The organism is Arthrobacter stackebrandtii (genome assembly GCF_017876675.1).
In the GTDB taxonomy this organism is placed as follows: Bacteria; Actinomycetota; Actinomycetes; order Actinomycetales; family Micrococcaceae; genus Specibacter; species Specibacter stackebrandtii.
Genome location: NZ_JAGIOI010000001.1, coordinates 3547015 through 3567841 on the forward strand (window position 1 = coordinate 3547015; position 20827 = coordinate 3567841).

Below are 20827 nucleotides of genomic sequence, written 5' to 3' on the forward strand. Positions count from 1 at the left end.
TCAGGGGGTTTTGCGTGCATTATTCGCTTCAGATGTGGAAAGAGTGGGGTGCTCCGGTTGCGGACGTGGCGCCCGAGCCGGAGAGCGCCGAATATCAGGCCCACACCCTGTCATTGGCCGGGCGGCCTGCGGTTTTCCGCGTTGCCAAGACCACTCCCACCAAGGTTGGCCAGTTCGTGACGCTGTGGCAGCGCTCTTCTGCCGGCCCCATTCGGCCTTTTGACACGCACGACGGCGTTGCCCTGTTCATTGTCCAGGCCGGCTCGGGCGCGGGGCTGGGACAGTTCGTGTTCCCCCTTGCCGTTTTGGCCCGCCACGGCGTGGTGTCCGTAGGCGGCAAGGGCGGCAAGCGGGCCATGCGCGTGTACCCGCCGTCCGTGGAGACCACCAGCGCCCAGGCGCGGCGCACGCAGAAGTGGCAGTGCGAATGGTTCCTGCCGCTTGACGCGCCGGCTGCGCGGGCCCTGGAGCTGATTTCCGCCTGAGGAGCGTGCAGCCTGCCGAAGTTGTGCGCCTGGCGGCCGCGTGGCCTGGGCGATGCGCAGCCACCGAAACGAACGCTGCGCGGAATTAAACTTCTTCAGGCCATGCGCCAGTTTGCTTGGCTACCGTGCGCATGCCCAAACTGAAGTTTGCCCATGCGCCAGATACCCTGGCCAACCATGCGCAGCACTTCCACTGGCGCAATGTTCGCAGCCCCATGTTGCGCATAAGAAAACCCCGATGGGGCCATGCGCCGCCTCGGATGCGAATGCTGCGCATAAGGCAAAGTCAGAGGCCGAAGCAGTCCCTGACACGCCGAACGCCCCGGGTCTATGATGCAAACATGGGCACAATCAGGATTTTGCGTGTTTATGAAGAGCCGGAACCGGGGGAGTACCGGGTTCTCGTGGACAGGCTGTGGCCGCGCGGGATCAAAAAAGACAAAATTGATGTCTGGCTCAAGGAGGCGGGCCCCAGCAACGAGGTGCGCAATGCCTTCGGTCACCTGCCCGAGCACTTCGAGGCGTTCGTCCGCGACTACACCGCCGAGCTGAAGGCCAACCCGGCCGTGGACCAGTTGCGTGAGATCATTGCAGGCCACGAGAGGGTCGTGCTGCTCTACGGCGCCAAGGACCACCACGAAAACCAGGCGGCCGTGCTGCTGGACTTCCTGAACGCCGCCGCCTGAGGGCAGTCCGCGGCGCGCAAGTGCCTGCCGGGGTCGCCCATGCGGACGCGATACATTGGAAACATGAGCGAAAACACCCCCAAAAATGCAGTAGTCACCGGCGCCAGCTCTGGCATCGGCGCCGCCACGGTCCGCCAACTCCGCCGGGACGGCTGGAACGTCGTCGCCGTGGCCCGCCGCGCAGACCGGCTCACCGCGCTCGCCGAGGAGACCGGCGCCCTGGCATTCGCGGCTGATGTCACCAGGGACGACGATGTCTCCCGCCTCCGCGATTTCACCACCGACGCCTTTGCCCGCCTGGGCGGCGTGGACACGGTCATCAACATTGCCGGCGGCGCCCGTGGCACGGACCGCATCGCCACGGCGGACGCCGACGACTGGAACTGGATGTACCAGGCCAACGTCCTGGGCACCATGAACATCGTCAAGGCCTTCCTGCCACAGCTGCGCAGCCACGGCCACGGTACGGTGCTGAACCTGACCTCCACCGCCGGGCTGGCCGCCTATGAAGGCGGAGCCGGCTACAACGCCGCCAAGTTTGCCCAGCACGCCATCACCAACGCCCTGCGCCTGGAAGAGGTGGAGCACAACGTCCGGGTCATCGAGGTGGCCCCCGGCCTGGTGCAGACGGAAGAATTTGCCCTCAACCGCCTAGGCGGCGACAAGGAAGCAGCGGACAAGGTCTACCAGGGAGTGGAGAAGCCGCTGACCGCGGAAGACGTCGCAGACGTGGTGGGCTACGCCGTCGGGCTTCCTCACCACATCAACCTGGACCAGATCGTGGTCCGGCCCGTGGCGCAGGCAGCCAACCACAAACTGGTCCGCAAGTAGCCGGATGCCGGGCGTCCCCACCGGCGCCCGGCATCCCGTAGAATGAGGGACAAAGCATCGACCCGGCCATCACCGGTGAGCTTCCGGAAGAACGCCAAGCGAAAGCAAAGCCAGTAGAACCGGACGGGTAAGCCCGTCACAGCAGTCAACAAGCGGCCGCACCAGGCGCCCCGCGGCGAAAGCCGTCAGGGCAACGGGCACGGCAAGCGAGGTGGTACCGCGGCGCAAGCCGTCCTTGCATCCTGAATTGAACGCCCACCACCAGGATGATGTGATGACCCACTTCCCCAAGGCAACCGCAGCCCACGGCCTGCACGCCGAATCCAACCATGTGCCAGCTTCCGTGCGTTTCCCGGAAGTGGAGGAGCTTGTCCTCAAGTACTGGGCCGAAGACGGCACCTTCCAGGCCAGCATTGACGCCCGCGACGCCGGCCAGGACGGCTCCAACGAGTTCGTCTTCTACGACGGCCCTCCCTTCGCCAACGGCCTGCCGCACTACGGCCACCTGCTGACCGGCTACGCCAAGGACCTCGTGGCCCGCTACCAGACCCAGCGCGGGCGCCGCGTTGAGCGCCGCTTCGGCTGGGACACGCACGGGCTGCCCGCCGAGCTGGAAGCCATGAAGCAGCTGGGCATGACGGACAAGGCCCAGATCGAGGCCATGGGCATCGACAAGTTCAACGACGCCTGCCGCTCCTCCGTCATGAAATACGCCGGCGAATGGCAGGAGTACGTCACCCGCCAAGCCCGCTGGGTTGACTTCGACAACGACTACAAGACCCTCAACGTCGAGTACATGGAATCCGTGCTCTGGGCGTTCAAGCAGCTCCATTCCAAGGGCCTGACCTACAACGGCTACCGCGTGCTGCCCTACTGCTGGAAGGATGAGACGCCCCTCTCCAACCACGAGCTGCGGATGGACGACGACGTCTACAAGGACCGCCAGGACCAGACCGTCACCGTCACCTTCCCCATTCTCACCGGCGAATCCGCGCTTTCCCAGGAACTGGCCGGTGTCGCCGCCATCGCCTGGACCACCACGCCCTGGACCCTGCCCACCAACCAGGCCCTCGCGGTCGGGCCCGAGGTGCGCTACGCCGTCGTTCCCGCCGGCCCGAACGGTGTCACCCTGGGTGCCAAGGCAGGGGAGTTCCTGCTCGCCGAAGACCTCGTTGGCGCGCACGCCAAGGACCTCGGGTACGACGACGGTGCTGCCGCGGCCGCCGCCGTCACCGCCACATACGCGGGTTCCCAGCTGGAGGGCCTGAAGTACGAGCCGCTGTGGGACTACTTTGCCGACGACGAGAAGTACGGCACCGCCAAGTCCTGGCAGTTCCTCGTGGCCGACTACGTCACCACCACCGACGGCACCGGCATCGTCCACCAGGCCCCCGCCTACGGTGAAGAGGACCAGAAGGTCTGCGAGCAGTACGGCATCCCCGTGGTCCTCTCCGTTGACGAGGGAGCCAACTTCCTGCCCCTCTTCTCCGAGGGCCCGCTGGCCGAGATTGCCGGCGTGCAGGTCTTCGATGCGAACAAGACCATCACCCGCGTGGTCAAGGACGCCGGACGCCTGGTCCGCCAGGCCAGCTACGTGCACAGCTACCCGCACTGCTGGCGCTGCCGCACGCCCCTGATCTACCGCGCCATCTCCTCCTGGTACGTGGAAGTCACACAGTTCAAGGACCGCATGGTGGAGCTGAACCAGGGCATCAACTGGATCCCCGGCAACGTCAAGGACGGCCAGTTCGGCAAGTGGCTTGAAAACGCCCGGGACTGGTCCATCTCCCGCAACCGCTACTGGGGTTCACCCATCCCGGTGTGGCAGTCCGACGACCCCGAGTACCCGCGCACCGACGTCTACGGCTCGCTCGCCGAGATGCAGGCCGACTTTGGCCGCCTGCCGCTGAACAACGACGGCGAAGTGGACCTCCACCGCCCGTTCATCGACGAGCTCACGCGCCCCAACCCGGACGACCCCACGGGCAAGTCCACCATGCGCCGCGTCGAGGACGTGCTGGACGTCTGGTTCGACTCCGGCTCCATGCCCTACGGCCAGGTCCACTACCCCTTCGAGAACGAGGACTGGTTCAACACCCACAACCCGGCCGACTTCATCGTCGAGTACATCGGGCAGACGCGCGGCTGGTTCTACATGCTGCACATCCTCTCCACCGCGCTCTTTGACCGCCCGGCCTTCCGCAACGTCATCAGCCATGGCATTGTGCTGGGCTCCGATGGGCAGAAGATGTCCAAGTCGCTGCGCAACTACCCGGACGTCTCCGAGGTCCTGGACCGCGACGGCTCCGACGCCATGCGCTGGTTCCTCATGTCCAGCCCCATCCTGCGCGGCGGCAACCTGGTGGTCACCGAACAGGGCATCCGCGACGGCGTCCGCCAGGTCATCCTGCCCCTGTGGAACGTGTACAGCTTCTTCACCCTGTACGCCAACACGGCCGACGGCGGCAAGGGCTACGACCCGCAGCTGCGCTTTGACGGCTACACGGACCCCATGGATGCGTACCTGCTGGCCAACACCGGCGACCTCGTCCGCGAGTTGACGGCCAAGCTGGACGGCTACGACGTCTCCGGCGCCTGCGATTCCCTGCGCGTCTACCTTGACATGCTGACCAACTGGTACGTGCGCCGCAGCCGCAACCGCTTCTTCGACGAGAGCGCCGACGCCTTCGACGCCCTCTACACGGCCCTGGAAACCGTGTGCCGCGTGGCCGCCCCGCTGCTGCCGCTGGTCACCGAGGAAATCTGGCGCGGCCTCACCGGCGGGCGCTCCGTGCACCTGAGCGACTGGCCCAACGCGGACCTGTTCGTCCCCAACGCCGCACTTGTTGAGCAGATGGACCGGATCCAGCAGATCTGCTCCACCGGCTCCAGCCTGCGCAAGGCTGCCAAGCTGCGCGTGCGCCTGCCCCTGCAGGACCTCACCGTGGTGGCACCCGGCGCCGCAGCACTCGACGGCGCCGAGGGCATCGTCGCCGACGAGCTCAACATCCGCACCATCCGCTTCGTCGACGCCGCGGACGCCTCCCCGGAGGAATTCGGCATCTCGCAGAAGCTCGTGGTCAACGCCCGCGCCGCAGGCCCCCGCCTCGGCAAGGACGTCCAGCTCGCCATCAAGGGCTCCAAGTCCGGCGACTGGTCCGTCACCGACGGTGTTGTCACCGCCGGCGGCCTGGCCCTGGAACCGACCGAGTACACCCTCGAGACAGTTGTTGAGGACGCGCACGACGGCGGCAAGACCGCCGTTGCGATGCTGCCCACCGGCGGCTTCGTGGTCTTGAACACCGAGCTGACACCCGAGCTCGAGGCCGAGGGAACGGCGCGCGACATGGTCCGCGCCATCCAGCAGGCCCGCAAGGACACCGGGCTGAACGTCAGCGACCGCATCCGCACCATCATCTCGGCACCGCAGGACGTCGTCGACGCCCTCCACGCAAACGCCGGTCTCGTCAAGGCCGAGACATTGACGGTCAAGCTCGAGCTGGTCCCGGGCGACGTCGACACCACGATCACCGTTGAACGGAGCACTGTCTAGCATGAGTCAACAGCATGACGAATTTTCGGTGGAGAGCGTCTACGCCGAGCTGCTGGGCCGGGCCCCGGAGAACAAGATGGAGCCGCGCCTGGCCCCCCTGTTCCGGGCCATGGATGTCCTGGGGGAGCCCAACAAGGCCTTCCCGATCATCCACATCACCGGCACCAACGGCAAGACCTCCACGTCGCGCATGATCGAGGCCGGCCTGCTGGCCCACGACCTGCGCACCGGGCGCTACACCAGCCCCCACCTGACAAAGGTCACGGAGCGCATCAGCATTGACGGGGCACCGGTCAGCGACGAAACCTTTGTGCGGATCTGGGACGAGATCCGCCCCTACCTGGACATTGTCGACGGCGAACTGGCGGCCGCGGGCGAGAACCGCCTGACGTACTTCGAGTGCCTGACCATCCTGGCCTTTGCCATCTTCGCCGACGAACCCGTCGACGTCGCCGTCATGGAAGTGGGCCTGGGCGGCATCACCGACGCCACCAACGTGGGCGACGGCCAGGTCGCGGTCATCACCCCCATCTCCCTGGACCACACCGAACTGCTTGGTGACACCACCGGTCTCATTGCCGAGGAGAAGGCGGGCATCATCAAGGAGGGCGCCTTCGTCATCAGCGCCGCCCAGCCCACCGACGCCGCCCAGGTCATCCTGGAGGCTGCGCGCGAGAAGCATGCCGACTTCCGCTTCGAAGGCGTCGAGTTCGGCGTGGAAAACAGGACCGTAGCCGTGGGCGGCCAGATGCTGGACCTGCAGGGCCTGGCAGGGCGCTACCCGGGCATCCTGCTCCCGCTGCACGGCGAGCACCAGGCCCAGAACGCCGCCGTCGCACTGGCAGCGCTGGAGGCATTCCTCGGTGGGGGAGAGAAGGAGCTGAACCATGAACTGGTGCAGGAGGGCTTCGCTGCCGCCACCTCGCCCGGCCGCCTTGAAGTCATGCGCACCTCGCCCACCATCGTGGTGGACGCGGCCCACAATCCGGCCGGCATCGCCGCCAGCGCCGCAGCCCTGCAGGAGTCCTTCGCCTTCAGCAAGCTCGTGGTGGTCCTAGGTGTCCTGCAGGAAAAGGACGCCGAGGAGATCCTGAACTCGCTCAAGGACGCTTACGGCGACGAGGCTCAGGAACTCTGCCTGACCCAGTCCAACTCGCCCCGTGCCATCCCGGCAGCGGAACTGGCCGAGCTCGCCGTCGACCTTGGTTGGCAGGAAGAGGACGTGCACATCGCCGAGAAGCTTGACGACGCCATCGAGTGGGCCGTGGAGCGGGCCGAAGCCAACAACGACCTCGCGGGCGGCGTGCTCATCACCGGTTCCATCACGGTGGTCGGCGAGGCCCGGATCCTGCTGGGACGGCCCGGCGAAAGGGAAGGTGCCTGAGATGGCAAAGCTGACAAAAGCCCAGCGCGACTGGAAGCCCAACACCCCCAAGAAGCCCCGGTCCACCAGGCTCATGTTCGCCTCCGTGGTGCTGTTCCTGGAGGCCTTCGTGGCCATCTTCCTGGGCCTGGGCCTGTTCGGCGTGCACGGCAAAAACCCCGTCTACCTGATCGTGGCCGGCATCCTGGCCGTGCTGCTGATTGCGGCCTGCGGGGTCATCCGCAAGTCCTGGGGCCCGGCATTCGGCTGGATCCTGCAGCTGGCGCTCATCGCGGGCGGATTCTGGGAATCATCCATGTTTGTCGTGGGCGGGCTCTTTGCCGTCGCCTGGTGGTACGCCCTCTACGCCGGTGCCAGGATCGACAGGGAAAATGATGCCCGGGCCCGCGCCCAGGCCGAATGGGATGCAGCCCACCCCGAGGACGCAGCCCCCGGGCCCTCGTCCCCGGATGAGACCGGCACCACCGAGGCGTGAGCCGGCCCGCCCGCCTGGCCCACGTAAACTAGACCTGATTGTCCTTTTTACCTAGCAATATGGAGTAACAGTGAGCATTGAGCGCACCCTTGTCCTGGTCAAGCCCGACGGCGTGGCCCGCAACCTGTCCGGCGAAGTCCTGGCCCGCATCGAGGCCAAGGGCTACACCCTGGCCGAGCTGAAGAAGGTCAACGCCACCCGCGAACAGCTCGAGGCGCACTACGCAGAGCACGCCGGCAAGCCCTTCTACGAGCCGCTGGTTGAGTTCATGCTCTCCGGCCCGGTTGTCGCAGCGATCTTCGAGGGCCACCGCGTCATCGAGGGCTTCCGCTCCCTCGCCGGCACCACCGACCCCACCACGGCAGCCCCCGGCACCATCCGCGGCGACTTCGGCCGCGACTGGGGCGCCAAGGTCCAGCAAAACCTCGTCCACGGATCGGACTCCGTCGAGTCCGCCGAGCGCGAGATCGGCATCTGGTTCGCCTAGGCGCTGAGCAAACCAAGCACGACGGCGAAGGGCACCTCCCGCTGGGAGGTGCCCTTCGCCGTTGTGCTTTAAGAGATGCCCGTTGTGCTTTAGGAGATGCAGGAAGTCCCAACGCCCAGGGCTATCCAGCGCCAGGCCCCAGCGCCGGATCTCAACGCCATCGCAGCATTGGCTGGGTTTTCCGCGACCCCCTCGCAGCATTGGACGGGTTTTCGTGGACCCTTCCGCACCTCCCGGGCAAGGACTGCGACAGGTGCGACAGGGGCGTCGGAAATGCTGCCGTTGCTGCGACAGGGACCGCTAGAAAGCAGCCATTGCTGCGATAGCGAATGTTTGGGGGAGTCAGGCGTTGGAGGGGATGATCAGGTTCATGAACTTGAAGAAGATCGAGGCCAGTGTGGCGAGGTAGAGCAGGCCCACGATGACCCAGGCCCACTCGTTCAGGAACTTGGTGAGGCCGGCCGGTGCGGGGATGATCCCATGGTTGATGTTGCGCACCGTGGTGAAGACAAAGACTGGAATCATCATTGCCCAGACCACCATGCAGTAGGGGCACAGGATGGCGAGGGTGTAGACGGCCGTGAACCAGAACCAGCCCACCAGGGCCATGCCGGCGGTGATGCCCACCTGCAGGCCGATCCAGTACCAGCGCTGCATCCGGGCACCGGCCAGCAGGACCATGCCGGTGGTCACCACAATGGCGAAGGCCACGACGCCGATGAACGGATTCGGGAAGCCGAGGATTGCTGCTTGGGGGGTTTTCATGACGTCGCCGCAGGAGATCCATGAGTTGATGTCGCAGCTGACCACGGCGTTCGGGTTTTTGTACAGTTCCAGCCGCTCCAGCACCAGGGTGAAGGAGGCAATCCAGGCGATGCCGCCGGCAATGACAAGGAACCATCCGTACGGCCTGGCACGGGAGAGGGCCGGCAGGTCCTGCTCGATGGGGTCGCTGGTGGAGGCTTTCGTGCTCGGCATGATGTCCTTACGGTGTGTGGCGGCAATCGTGTCCTGATTGTAGCGCGCGAAACATGGCGCGCCCTGCCTGAAACTGCCGTCATGACAAGGTGTGTGTGAGACAATGGGTTTGGCTGGTGGGCGATCCACATGCGCTCCCCGGTCCAATGGCACGCCAACGGGCTGCCGGTGACGGGACTGCCACGAGGGCAGCCATCCATCGGCCCTGTTTATCGCGAACCATTGGCTCTGCAGAGCTTGCGCACCCGTAATGTTGGTGCCGCCTGTAAAGCAATTAGACGACTTCCGTCAACGCCCGCGGGTGTTGGCACATCTGCCGGTTTCGGCATCCGATGTGGGGGTGCCGCCCCGGCACGAAGGCAATGCCCCAATGGTTAATGAACAACCCACACCCGAAAACAACGAAGCACGCGCTGGCGCGGACACCGCCGGCGCTCCCGCCAAGAAGGCTCCCGTGCGCCGCACCCGGGCCAAAAAAGCCACGGCACCCGTGACAAGCACGGAAGAACCGTCGCTGCTGGACGGGATCACCGACACAGCAAAGGATGCCCCGGCCGCCGCCGATGCGCCCGCAGCCCCGGCAAAGCGTGCGCCGCGGCGCCGGGCCACCTCGCCCGTCACCGCACCGGGTGCCGCCACCGCAGCCGAAACCCCGGAACAGGCCATCCAGGGCGAGCTCGCCCTGAGCCACGACGCCCCGGCCGAGCCTGCCGCCAAGGCGCCGGCACGGCGCAGCCGGGCCGCAAAGGCCCCCGCCACCAAGATCACTGCCGCCGCGGACGCAGCCGGTGAAATTGCCGGTGAGGTCCCGGCCAAGGCCCCCGCAGCCAAGACCGCTGCCAAGTCCACCGCCAAGACTGCCACCGCCAAAGCAGCTGCTGCCAAGGCCGCCGCCGCAGAGCAGGAACCCGCGGCAGCCGCCGAAAGCGCCGTTGTCGAGCCCTCCGACAAGCCCGCCAAGGCTCCGGCCCGGCGTGCCACGCGCAAGACTTCCTCGCCGGCCAAGTCCGCACCCGTCGAGGCGGCAGCGGAGCCTGCCGCTCCGGAGCCTGAAGCCGCGCCGGAACCCGAGGCTGCACCTGCGGCGCGCGTCCGCAGCCGCCGTGCCACTGCCAAGGCCGGCCCCGCCGCCACGGCAGTTGCCGCAGAGTCTCCGGCCGAGGCTGAAACTCCGGCCGCGGCGCCCGTTGCGGAACCCGCCGCCGTGGCGCCGGAAGCGCCCGCCGCAGAATCCGCTGGGGCCGAGGCCGACGCAGCCGACGTCCACGTGACGGAGTCTTTGTTCATGGAGCCTGCTGCCGGGATGTCGGCGCTGTTCCTGGCACCCGACCTCAGCCTGGCCGTTCCCGCCGCGGATGCTGACGAGCAGGATGCGCAGGACGAGGATGGCGACCGGCGCAACCGCGGCCGCAACCGCAACCGCCGCCCGCGCAGCAATGACGCCGAGCCTGCCGACGCCGAGGATGCGGGCGAGGACGCAGAGGACGCTGACCATGCCGAAGACGACGGCGTGACCTCCCGCCGCCGCCGTCGCCGCCGCCGCGGTGATGCCGACCTCGAGCTCACCGGCGGCAGCGACGAAGACCCGCCCAACACGGTCACCCGTGTCCGCGCACCGCGCACGCCGGCGGAGTCCAGCGCCAGCGCTTCCAACCGCGTCACGAGCCTGCGCGGCTCCACCCGCCTGGAGGCGAAGAAGCAGCGCCGCCGCGACTCCCGCGACTCCGGCCGCCGCCGCACCGTCATCACGGAAGCCGAGTTCCTGGCCCGCCGTGAATCCGTGGACCGCGTCATGGTGGTCAACCAGGCAGACGACCGCATCCAGATCGGCGTCCTGGAGGACGGCATCCTGGCCGAGCACTTCGTCTCCAAGACCCAGCAGGACTCCCTGATCGGCAACGTCTACCTGGGCAAGGTCCAGAACGTGCTGCCCAGCATGGAAGCTGCCTTCGTTGACATTGGCCGCGGCCGCAACGCCGTGCTCTACGCCGGCGAGGTCGACTGGGACGCCGCCAACCTCAACGGCCAGCCGCGCCGCATCGAGAACGCGCTCAAGTCCGGCGACTCCGTCCTGGTCCAGGTCTCCAAGGACCCGGTCGGCCACAAGGGCGCCCGCCTGACCAGCCAGATCTCCCTGCCAGGCCGCTACCTGGTGTTCGTGCCCGGTGGCTCCATGACCGGCATCTCCCGCAAGCTGCCCGACGTCGAACGCAACCGCCTCAAGCGCGTCCTGAAGGACCACCTGCCCGAGAACGCCGGCGTCATCGTGCGCACCGCGGCCGAAGGCGCTTCCGAGGAAGAGCTGACCAACGACATCAACCGGCTCCGCGCCCAGTGGGAGGGCATCAACAACCGTGCCTCCTCCACCAAGACGCTCGCCCCCGAAATGCTCTACGCCGAGCCGGACCTGACCATCAAGGTGGTCCGCGACGTCTTCAACGAGGACTTCACCAAGCTGATCGTCTCCGGCGAGGACGCCTGGGACACCATCGAGGCGTACGTGACCTACGTGGCCCCGGACCTGCTGGACCGCCTGGAAAAGTGGAGCAAGCCGGAGGACATCTTCGCCGCGCACCGCATCGACGAGCAGATCAACAAGGCACTGGAACGCAAGGTCTTCCTGCCCTCCGGCGGCTCCCTCGTCATCGACCGCACCGAGGCCATGACAGTGGTTGACGTCAACACCGGCAAGTTCACCGGCTCCGGCGGCAACCTCGAGGAAACCGTGACGAAGAACAACCTTGAAGCAGCCGAGGAAGTTGTGCGCCAACTGCGCCTGCGCGACATCGGCGGCATCATCGTCATCGACTTCATCGACATGGTCCTGGAATCCAACCGCGACCTCGTCCTGCGCCGCCTTGTCGAATGCCTGGGCCGCGACCGCACCAAGCACCAGGTCGCCGAGGTCACCAGCCTGGGCCTGGTCCAGATGACGCGCAAGCGCATGGGCACCGGCCTGCTCGAGGTCTTCGGCGAGCAGTGCGCCACCTGTGCCGGCCGCGGCATGGTCACCCACGAGATCCCCGTGGAGCACCGCCGCACGCACTCGCCCGCCGTTGAGGCTGCCGCCGCGCACGCCCCGCGCCAGGACCACCGCGAGTCGGAGCGCACCGCCAACCGCACCACCCGCAGCGAACGCAAGCGCAACCGCAACGCCCGTTCGCACCAGAACGAGAACGACGTGCACGAGGACAACCACGCCCCCGCGGTTGACGAATCCACGGAGGCCGCACGGGTGCAGAAGGCGCATGAAGCCCGCGCCGCGCTGGCCACCATCGCCGCAGCCTCCCACCATGAGCACGACGGCGGAGCCCAGGGTTCCGCTGCTGCGCCGGCTGACGCTGTGGCGGCGGATGTGACGGAAGAAAGCCACGACACCGCAACACTCACGCTGGGCGGGGAAGCCATCGAGCTGCCGCGCGGGCACCGCAGCGAAAGCAGCGATTTCGCCCAGTCCCACAACGCCGAGCAGGTGGCCGCCCTGGCCGGGCTGACCGAGGCACTGGACCAGCTGGCGGCACCGGAGCAGGACAGCCGGGGCACCGACGAGTCCGGCAGCCGCTCACGCTCACGCCGCAGCCGACGCAACCGCAGCGCACGCAGCGCCCAGGGCGGCGCCGACACCGCTGTGGAAACAACCGATGCCCCGGCAGCGGGCACGGGATCGGCGCCGCACAGCAGCGCCGAGGTTCCGGCCCAGGCGGCCGCACCGGTGAAGAAGAGCGCGGAGCCGATCATTCTCGGCGTGGGAGTCCCCGCATCCGAGCTGTAACGGCCCGCCGCAGCTGACCCGCAGAAAACAGCGAAATCCACTTTTATTACGTGGAATTCGCTGTTTTCTGCGGGTCAGTGTGCGTTTAACGGGTGGGCCGGGGCAATTTTGGCTAGGGTGGAGTGCGACACGGGGTGCCAGGCCACAAGGGCCGGCTGAGACAATACCCGTTGAACCTGCCCGGCTAGCACCGGCGAAGGGATGTCCCAATGACTGCAACAACACTTTTTCCGGCTGCCCGAGAAACACCCGCCACCACCGCCCGGAGACATCCCCGGATCGTGAGTATCGCCGGGTCCGACCCGTCGGGCGGTGCCGGCATCCAGGCGGACATCAAGTCCATTTCTGCCCATGGCGGCTATGCCATGGCCGCCATTACGGCGCTCACGGCCCAAAACACCCGCGGCGTGCAGCAGGTGCATGTGCCACCGGCAGCCTTCCTGCGCGCCCAACTGGACGCACTGTCCGCAGACATCACCATTGACGCAGTGAAGATTGGCATGCTGGGCAGTGCCGAGGTGATGGAAGCGGTGGGCGGCTGGCTGGCGCAAACCCGGCCGGCCGCCGTCGTGCTTGACCCGGTGATGGTGGCCACCAGCGGCGACGTCCTCATGCCGCCGGAGGCCCTGGCAGCCCTGCTGGCCCTCCTGCCGCACACAGACCTGGTGACGCCGAACATCCCCGAACTGGGTGCGCTGCTGGGGCGCCCCGAAGCCGGAGACTGGGCGCAGGCAGTGGCGCAGGGGCGCGAGCTTGCGGCAGCGCACAACGTCCGCGTTCTCGTGAAGGGCGGGCACCTGCCGGGCGAGGCCTGCCTGGATGCGCTTGTGGAGGCGGACGGCACGGTGCACGAGTTCACGGCACCGCGCATCCACACCGCAAACACGCACGGGACCGGCTGCTCGCTGTCCTCGGCCGTGGCCACGCTGCAGGCGCAGACGGGGGACTGGGTGGAATCGGTGCGCACGGCGAAGGCATGGCTGGTGGGGGCACTGGAGTCGTCGGCCGTGCTTGAAGTGGGGGCTGGCGCCGGCCCCGTCAACCATCTGCACGGGCTGTGGGGGAGTGCCGCCCCGGCCCTTGACTCCTTCAGCCGGTTGCTGTGGAACGACTGTGCGCCGCAGCGCCAGGCCATCTTTGGCCTGGAGTTCATCCGGGAGCTGGCGGCCGGCACCCTGCACCGCGACCACTTCGCCTACTACCTGGCGCAGGACGCGCTGTACCTTGGCGCGTACTCGCGCGTACTTGCCCGGGCCAGCGCCCTTGCGCCCACAGAGGCGGAGCAGAAGTTTTGGGCGTCGGGTGCCCAGGGCTGCCTGGATGTGGAGCTGGCACTGCACCGGGACTGGCTCAGCCGCTACCCGATCGAATCGCCCCAGGGCCCCGTCACCAAGCACTACGTGGACCACCTGCAGGCCGTGGCCTTTGCCGGGACGTACGGGGAGGTAGTGGCCGCGGTGCTGCCCTGCTACTGGCTTTATGCGGAGGTTGGCCGCGTGCTGCATGCCGACTATCTCAGGTACGACGGCGCCCACCCTTACGGAAGTTGGTTGGAAACGTACGCTGACGACGACTTCGCCCAGGCCACGGCCACGGCGATCGGCTTCCTTGACGGCGCGGCACGGAACGGATCGGGCGCCGAACGGGCCCGCATGAGGGAAGCCTTCGCGCATTCGGCACAGTACGAGGTGGACTTCTTCGATGCCCCGCACCGCCAGCTGGGGGCACCGGCCGCGCGCCCCTGAGGCCGCCGGACCGCCGGGGTGATTAAAAGCACCCGGCCTTCGGCGAAAAAGGCGGCGGGTCAGCGCCGGAAATCACCAATCCGCCTCCCGGGCACGCTACTGTAGTTCAGTACGGTTTCGAAAACCCCTTGGCGAAACTCCTGCAACGCACTGTTGCACGGGACCGCGGGGGGTTCGGAACCAGTGTCATTTGCTCCCGGAGCCGGAATTAGCGTATTCTTGATCTTCGGTGCTTACGCCAACACCTAGGGCAACCACTCCATGGCAGAACTCCATTGAGGTCCACGGCGTTGAGGCACATAGTATGCACTCCGCACCAGTTCAATTCCGAACTGCGGAAGCATGCGGTTGGCAGCGGTCAAACACGATTCGCAGCCGGCACAAAAACTTTGTAATAAACGTCGAGAGAAGTGAGTTCCCCAGTGGTGTACGCGATTGTCCGCGCAGGCGGCCGTCAAGAAAAGGTTTCCGTCGGAGACTACGTGACCATGAACCGCGTCCCCGGTGGAGTCGGCAGCACGTTTGAGCTGCCCGCTTTGCTCCTGGTAGATGGTGACAAGCTCACCACTGCTGCAGCGGACCTGGCTAATGTGAAGGTTACGGCTGAGAAGTTGGAGGACCTCCGCGGTCCGAAGATTGTCATCCAGAAGTACAAGAACAAGACCGGTTACAAGAAGCGTCAGGGCCACCGTCAGGAACTGTCCAAGGTCAAGATCACTTCAATCGCCTAATCTGGCGAAACAAGTTCGATCCTCTTAGAATCTTTTAGTAAAAAGGCAGGCATTTTCAAATGGCACATAAAAAGGGCGCGAGTTCCACTCGCAACGGTCGTGATTCCAACGCTCAGTACCTGGGTGTGAAGCGCTTCGGCGGTCAGGTCGTCAAGGCCGGCGAAATCATCGTCCGCCAGCGCGGCACCCACTTCCACCCCGGCGCAGGCGTTGGCCGCGGCAAGGACGACACCCTGTTTGCACTGGATGCAGGCGCGGTTGAGTTCGGCACGCGTCGTGGACGTCGCGTTGTGAACATCGTTGCAGCTGCGGTCTAACACCAAGGCCTAAATCAGTGGAGCGGACCGCTTGGTCCGCTCCACTGGCTTTTAACAGGCACCCCGGATCCACGTCGGAACCGGAACCCCCGGCACCAAGGGCAGGTCCCCTGCGGACTAGAATTGGTGCACCAGCGTAAATTTCAATTCAAGGAGAATTCATTGGCCAGCTTTGTTGACCGGGTTGTACTGCATGTATCCGGCGGGACTGGCGGCCATGGCTGCGTCTCCGTTCACAGCGAAAAGTTCAAGCCGCTGGGCGGGCCTGACGGCGGCAAGGGCGGCGACGGCGGCAGCGTCACCTTCCGCGTCAGCGACCAGACCACCACCCTCCTTGACTTCCACCATGCACCGCACCGCCGCGGCGGCAACGGCCAGCCCGGCATGGGCGACTGGCGCGACGGCAAGGACGGGGCGTCGCTGGTCCTTGAAGTACCGGATGGCACGGTCATCAAGGACAAGGAAGGCAACGTCCTGGCAGACCTCGTGGGCATCGGCACGGAGTATGTCGCTGCTGAAGGCGGCCAGGGCGGGCTCGGCAACAATGCCCTTTCCTCGCAAAAGCGCAAGGCCCCCGGCTTCGCCCTTCTTGGCGTGGCGGGCAGCGAAGCGGACATCGTCCTTGAGCTGAAGTCCATTGCAGACATCGCCCTGGTGGGCTACCCGTCTGCGGGCAAGTCCAGCTTGATTGCAGCCATGTCTGCGGCCCGGCCCAAGATTGCCGACTACCCCTTCACCACCCTGATCCCCAACCTGGGCGTTGTCCAGGCCGGCGACGTCCGCTTCACCATGGCTGACGTTCCCGGCCTGATCGAGGGTGCCAGCGAAGGCAAGGGCCTGGGCCACAATTTCCTGCGACACGTGGAGCGCTGCGCCGCCATTGTGCACGTCCTTGACTGTGCAGCACTCGAGGCCGACCGCGACCCCATCACCGACCTGGCCGTCATCGAGCGAGAGCTGGACCGCTACGCCGTCGACATGAGCTTCGCCGGATCCGACGGCGACGTTGTCCCACTCAACGCACGCCCCCGCCTCGTCGCCCTGAACAAGGTTGATTCCCCGGACGGCCGTGACATGGCCGAGTTCGTCAAGGGCGACCTCGAGGCCCGCGGCTACCGTGTCTTCGAAGTTTCCGCAGCAAGCCACGAGGGCCTGAAGCAGCTTGGCTTCGCGATGGCGGAAATTGTCACGGAAGCACGCAAGGCCGTCGCCGACGCGCCCGCCAAGGTCACCCCGGTGGTTCTGCGCCCCCGCGCCGTGAACGAGTCATCTTTCACCATCCGCCGCGAAGAGCGCAACCTGGCTCCCTTGTTCCGCGTCCGCGGCGAGAAGCCCGAGCGCTGGGTTGAGCAGACCGACTTCCAGAACGAGGAAGCCATCGGCTACCTGGCAGACCGCCTGGCCAAGGCCGGCGTCGAGAAGGAACTCTTCAGGATGGGCGCCACCCCCGGCGACACCGTGGTCATCGGTGGCGACAACGGCATGATCTTCGACTGGGAGCCCACCATGATGGGCGGCGCCGAGCACCTGGCCGCACCGCGCGGCACGGACCTGCGCCTCCTCGACCTGGGCGACCGCCCCACGCGCGCCCAGAAGCGCCAGGAACAGCAGGACCGCCGTGACGCCAAGGCCGCCGCGCGGGCCGAGATGGATGCCGAGCGCAAGGCAGGCATCTGGACCGAGCTGAACAACCGCCATGAAGTCAAGGCCAAGGTCATCGACGCCGAACTGGCTGCCGAGGGCGACTTCGACGACACAGGTGCAACGCAGAACTAATGGGAACCAAGGGACAAGACCAGGGCGCCACCCTCCGTTCACGCTCCGACATGGCCGCTGCGGCCCGGATCGTGGTCAAGGTGGGGTCATCGTCGTTGACGTCAGTGGCCGGCGGCATCTCCGAGGAGGCGCTGTGGAAGCTCGTTGACGTGCTGGCGCTGCGCCAAAAGACAGGAACCGAGATCATCCTGGTCTCCTCCGGCGCCATCTCTGCCGGGTTGCTGCCGCTGGGCCTGGCCCGGCGGCCCAAGGACCTTGCCACGCAGCAGGCGGCGGCCAGTGTGGGGCAGGGCCTGCTCATGGCCCATTACAACCAGGCGTTCAGCGCCCACGGCGTCACGGCGTCGCAGGTGCTGCTGACGGCGGAGGACCTCACCCGGCGGCACCAGTACGTCAACGCCCACCGGGCATTGGAGCGGCTGCTGCACTTGGGCGTGGTGCCCATTGTCAACGAGAACGACACCGTCGCCACGCATGAAATCCGCTTTGGCGACAACGACCGCCTGGCCGCGCTGGTGGCACACCTCGTCAAGGCTGACGCCCTGGTCCTGCTCTCCGACGTCGACTCCCTCTATGACGGCCCGCCGTCCGAGGGCGCCACTCGGATCAGCCACGTGGATTCGCCCGAGGACCTCGAAGGCATCGTGATCGGCAGTGCCGGCAAGGCCGGCGTCGGCACCGGAGGCATGGCCACCAAGGTCCAGGCCGCCATGATCGCGGCGGAAACAGGCATTCCCGCGCTGGTGACCTCCACCGAACATGCCGGCGCGGCGCTGGCGGGAGACGACGTCGGAACCTGGTTTGGCATCAACGGCAACAAGCGCCCGGTGCGCATGCTGTGGCTGGCCCACCTGGCAGACATCCGGGGCCGGCTGGTCCTGGACGACGGCGCCGTGCGGGCTGTGGGGGAGCGGCACAAATCGCTGCTCCCGGCCGGGATAACGGCTGTCACCGGGGACTTCGACGCCGGTGACGCGGTGGAGATCAGCGATGCCCGCGGCAACGTTTTTGCCCACGGCCTGGTCAACTACCGCCATTCGGACCTGCCACAGATGCTGGGGCGCTCCACCAAGGCGCTCGCCAAGGAACTGGGCCGCGAATTTGAACGTGAAGTGGTCCACGTGGACGACCTCGTGCTGCTCGGGCACTGACTCCCGGCGGGACTGGCTGCAAGCTGCGCCACAGCGCACCCTGGCCGGGTGCCTTAGACTTGTGCCATGACTGAGCAGATTGTTGAACAAAATGTTGCCGCCGAGGTTCAGGGCATCACCGACCGCGCCCGCAGGGCTTCCCGGCGCATGGCCGGGGCCAACCGGGCCTGGAAGGACAAGGGCCTGCGTGCGATCGCCAAGGCGCTGCTGGAGAACCAGGAACGCATCCTTGCCGCCAACGCACTGGACCTGGCCGCCGGCCGCGAGAACGGCACCTCCAAACCCATGCTGGACAGGCTGGCCCTGACCGGCCCACGCATCCAGGACCTTGCCGACGCGCTGGAAAACCTGGCCACGCTGCCCGATCCCGTGGGCAATGTGGTGCGCGGGCAGACGCTGCCCAACGGCCTGCGGATGCGCCAGGTCAACGTGCCCATGGGGGTGGTTGCCGCCATTTACGAGGCCCGCCCCAACGTCACGGTGGACATCGCAGGCCTGGCGCTTAAGAGCGGCAACGCCGTGGTTCTCCGCGGCGGCACGGCTGCGGCAAACACCAACAAGGCCCTCCTGGACATCCTGCGCGACGCCCTGGACCGGGTGGGGCTGCCCGCCGACGCCGTGCAGTCCGTGGACCAGTTCGGCCGGGCCGGCGCCAACTTGATCATGAAGGCCCGCGGCGCCGTGGATGTGCTCATTCCCCGCGGCGGCCGGGAACTCATCCAGACAGTCGTCAACAACTCATCCGTCCCCGTCATCGAAACAGGTGAGGGCAACGTCCACATCTTCATCGACGCCAGCGCGGCGGAGGAGATGAGCGTGGACATCCTGCTCAACGCCAAGACCCAGCGCCCCAGTGTCTGCAACACGGTGGAGACGCTGCTGGTGCACAAGGATGCCACGGTGCTGCCCGCAGTCCTCTCGGCCCTGGCCAAGGCGGGCGTCCGGCTGCACGTCGACGAGCGCGTCCAGGCTGTCCTGCCGGCCGGCATCACCGCCGAGCCCGCCACGGACGAGGACTGGGCCACCGAGTACATGGACCTCGACCTGGCCGTGAAGATGGTGGACACCATGGATGAAGCCGTCAAGCACATCCGCACCTGGAGCACCGGGCACACGGAAGCCATCCTCACCAACGACCTCGCCAACGCGGAAAAGTTCGTTGCCGTGGTGGATTCGGCCGCCGTCATTGTGAATGCGAGCACACGCTTTACCGACGGCGGCGAGCTCGGCCTGGGTGCCGAGGTCGGAATCTCGACGCAAAAACTGCACGCCCGCGGCCCCATGGGCCTGACCGAATTGACCACCACCAAGTGGATTGTGCAGGGTGAAGGTCAGGTCCGGAGCTGACCGCCGGCACCGGCACACGGGCCCCGCAGCAGCCGCCGCCCGGGTGCCGGTTTATGCTGCATGTGGTGCAGTCGCTGCGTGCCGGTGTGCCGGTGCGGGCAGATACCACGTACCATTAGAGGGAATTCACGTAACAATTCGCTGTGCGGCGGCACCACCGCTGCCCGGCCACCAACCCAAGGGGAGAAATAATGCTGACCCAGCTTGCCGGCGTCGTCCTGGCCGCCGCAGAAGAACACGAAGCCGCGCCGCTCATTGCGCCGCCGTTCGTCATTGGCGGCATCATGCTCGCCACCCTGCTGCTGCTGATGGTTGTGACGGTGTCGTTCATGAACCTGGGCAACCGCCACGCGGCAGTCGAGGCCACGGATGATCCGCACCGCCAGCACACGAACAAGCACCTCCACCCCACAGATTCGGCGTCCTCCAATCACTAAGGGCATGCCCCGGGTATCTGCGCTTGCGGGTACCCGGGACCGTCTCCGCATTGGAGTCATGGGCGGGACGTTTGATCCGATCCACCATGGTCACCTTGTCGCAGCCAGCGAGGTTGCGAGCGTTTTCAAGCTGGATGAAGTCATTTTCGTGCCCACCGGCGAACCGTGGCAGAAGGCCAAGAACAAGGTCAGCGCGGCCGAACACCGCTACCTGATGACAGTCATTGCCACGGCGGCCAACCCGCAGTTCACGGTCAGCCGCGTGGACATTGACCGGCCCGGTCCCACCTTCACGATCGACACCCTGCGCGACCTGCGCGAAATGCGCCCCGATGCGGAACTGTTCTTCATCACCGGCGCCGACGCCCTTGCGCAGATCATGTCGTGGAAGGACAGCGACGAGCTGTGGGAACTGGCGCACTTTGTGGGAGTGACCCGCCCGGGCCATGTTCTCGATGACATGGGCCGCAGCGACGTCAGCCTCCTGGAAGTTCCTGCCATGGCCATCTCTTCCACGGACTGCCGCCAAAGGGTTGGCGCACAAAACCCGGTCTGGTACCTGGTCCCGGACGGCGTGGTGCAGTACATCGCCAAGTACGGACTTTATATGGACCCGGCAACAGACCACGACGCAGGCACAGTGCCGGTGACTTCGAGAACCGAATGAGTATT

17 protein-coding genes and 1 riboswitch are annotated in these 20827 nt (G+C 66.5%); of the genes, 16 read left to right on the forward strand and 1 reads right to left on the reverse strand.

Translation table 11 applies throughout. The features are described 5' to 3' along the window. Positions 1–14: 14 nt before the first annotated feature. The 7 genes from JOF48_RS15510 to ndk all read left to right on the forward strand — a co-directional run bounded on the left by JOF48_RS15510 (position 15) and on the right by ndk (position 7901). Positions 15–485, forward strand: coding sequence for a MepB family protein (locus JOF48_RS15510; protein ID WP_209682063.1), 471 nt, complete (start codon positions 15–17; stop codon positions 483–485). 341 nt (positions 486–826) lie between these two features. Further along, complete coding sequence (locus JOF48_RS15515; RefSeq protein ID WP_209682064.1) at positions 827–1171, forward strand: DUF488 domain-containing protein; 345 nt, start codon at positions 827–829, stop codon at positions 1169–1171. A gap of 63 nt (positions 1172–1234) precedes the next feature. Beyond that, positions 1235–2002: an SDR family oxidoreductase gene (locus JOF48_RS15520; protein ID WP_209682065.1), complete on the forward strand. Its 768-nt coding sequence runs from the start codon at positions 1235–1237 to the stop codon at positions 2000–2002. A 274-nt stretch (positions 2003–2276) separates the two neighbouring features. Next, entirely contained in the window at positions 2277–5555 is a 3279-nt protein-coding gene (ileS, locus tag JOF48_RS15525) for an isoleucine--tRNA ligase (RefSeq protein ID WP_209682066.1), read from the forward strand. 1 nt (position 5556) lies between these two features. After that, positions 5557–6939: a bifunctional folylpolyglutamate synthase/dihydrofolate synthase gene (locus JOF48_RS15530; protein ID WP_209682067.1), complete on the forward strand. Its 1383-nt coding sequence runs from the start codon at positions 5557–5559 to the stop codon at positions 6937–6939. A gap of 1 nt (position 6940) precedes the next feature. After that, on the forward strand, positions 6941–7414 hold the full coding sequence (locus tag JOF48_RS15535) for a DUF4233 domain-containing protein (RefSeq protein ID WP_209682068.1): 474 nt from the start codon (positions 6941–6943) through the stop codon (positions 7412–7414). 70 nt (positions 7415–7484) lie between these two features. Beyond that, complete coding sequence (ndk, locus tag JOF48_RS15540) at positions 7485–7901, forward strand: nucleoside-diphosphate kinase (RefSeq protein WP_209682069.1); 417 nt, start codon at positions 7485–7487, stop codon at positions 7899–7901. Positions 7902–8243: 342 nt separating this feature from the next. On the opposite strand, the gene JOF48_RS15545 is transcribed toward ndk, so the two are convergent. Then, positions 8244–8879, reverse strand: a complete 636-nt coding sequence (locus JOF48_RS15545; protein ID WP_209682071.1) for a vitamin K epoxide reductase family protein — start codon at positions 8877–8879, stop codon at positions 8244–8246. Between the two features lie 370 nt (positions 8880–9249). Between JOF48_RS15545 and JOF48_RS15550 the strand changes: the two genes are divergently transcribed. From JOF48_RS15550 to nadD, 9 genes are all read left to right on the forward strand, one after another. Continuing rightward, positions 9250–12651, forward strand: a complete 3402-nt coding sequence (locus JOF48_RS15550) for an Rne/Rng family ribonuclease (RefSeq protein ID WP_209682073.1) — start codon at positions 9250–9252, stop codon at positions 12649–12651. 120 nt (positions 12652–12771) lie between these two features. Next, positions 12772–12870, forward strand: a riboswitch (TPP riboswitch). Beyond that, on the forward strand, positions 12861–14396 hold the full coding sequence (thiD, locus tag JOF48_RS15555; protein ID WP_209682075.1) for a bifunctional hydroxymethylpyrimidine kinase/phosphomethylpyrimidine kinase: 1536 nt from the start codon (positions 12861–12863) through the stop codon (positions 14394–14396). (Overlaps the previous riboswitch by 10 nt.) Before the next feature lie 422 nt (positions 14397–14818). After that, positions 14819–15127, forward strand: a complete 309-nt coding sequence (rplU, locus tag JOF48_RS15560; RefSeq protein ID WP_209684635.1) for a 50S ribosomal protein L21 — start codon at positions 14819–14821, stop codon at positions 15125–15127. Between the two features lie 59 nt (positions 15128–15186). Further along, the gene (gene rpmA, locus JOF48_RS15565; RefSeq protein ID WP_209682077.1) at positions 15187–15444 is read left to right on the forward strand and encodes a 50S ribosomal protein L27; all 258 of its coding nucleotides are present in this window, start codon (positions 15187–15189) and stop codon (positions 15442–15444) included. Between the two features lie 162 nt (positions 15445–15606). After that, positions 15607–17220 (forward strand): GTPase ObgE, encoded by a 1614-nt coding sequence (gene obgE, locus JOF48_RS15570; RefSeq protein ID WP_209682079.1) that lies wholly within the window; start codon positions 15607–15609, stop codon positions 17218–17220. After that, positions 17220–18371 carry a glutamate 5-kinase gene (proB, locus tag JOF48_RS15575; RefSeq protein ID WP_209682080.1) on the forward strand — a complete coding sequence of 384 codons (1152 nt, stop codon included), beginning with the start codon at positions 17220–17222 and terminating at the stop codon, positions 18369–18371. The genes obgE and proB overlap by 1 nt, the downstream gene beginning before the upstream one ends. 66 nt (positions 18372–18437) lie before the next feature. Further along, complete coding sequence (locus JOF48_RS15580; protein ID WP_209682082.1) at positions 18438–19718, forward strand: glutamate-5-semialdehyde dehydrogenase; 1281 nt, start codon at positions 18438–18440, stop codon at positions 19716–19718. Between the two features lie 191 nt (positions 19719–19909). Next, positions 19910–20155, forward strand: a complete 246-nt coding sequence (locus JOF48_RS15585; protein WP_209682083.1) for a hypothetical protein — start codon at positions 19910–19912, stop codon at positions 20153–20155. A 4-nt stretch (positions 20156–20159) separates the two neighbouring features. Continuing rightward, positions 20160–20822 carry a nicotinate-nucleotide adenylyltransferase gene (nadD, locus tag JOF48_RS15590; protein WP_209682085.1) on the forward strand — a complete coding sequence of 221 codons (663 nt, stop codon included), beginning with the start codon at positions 20160–20162 and terminating at the stop codon, positions 20820–20822. Positions 20823–20827 lie beyond the last annotated feature (5 nt).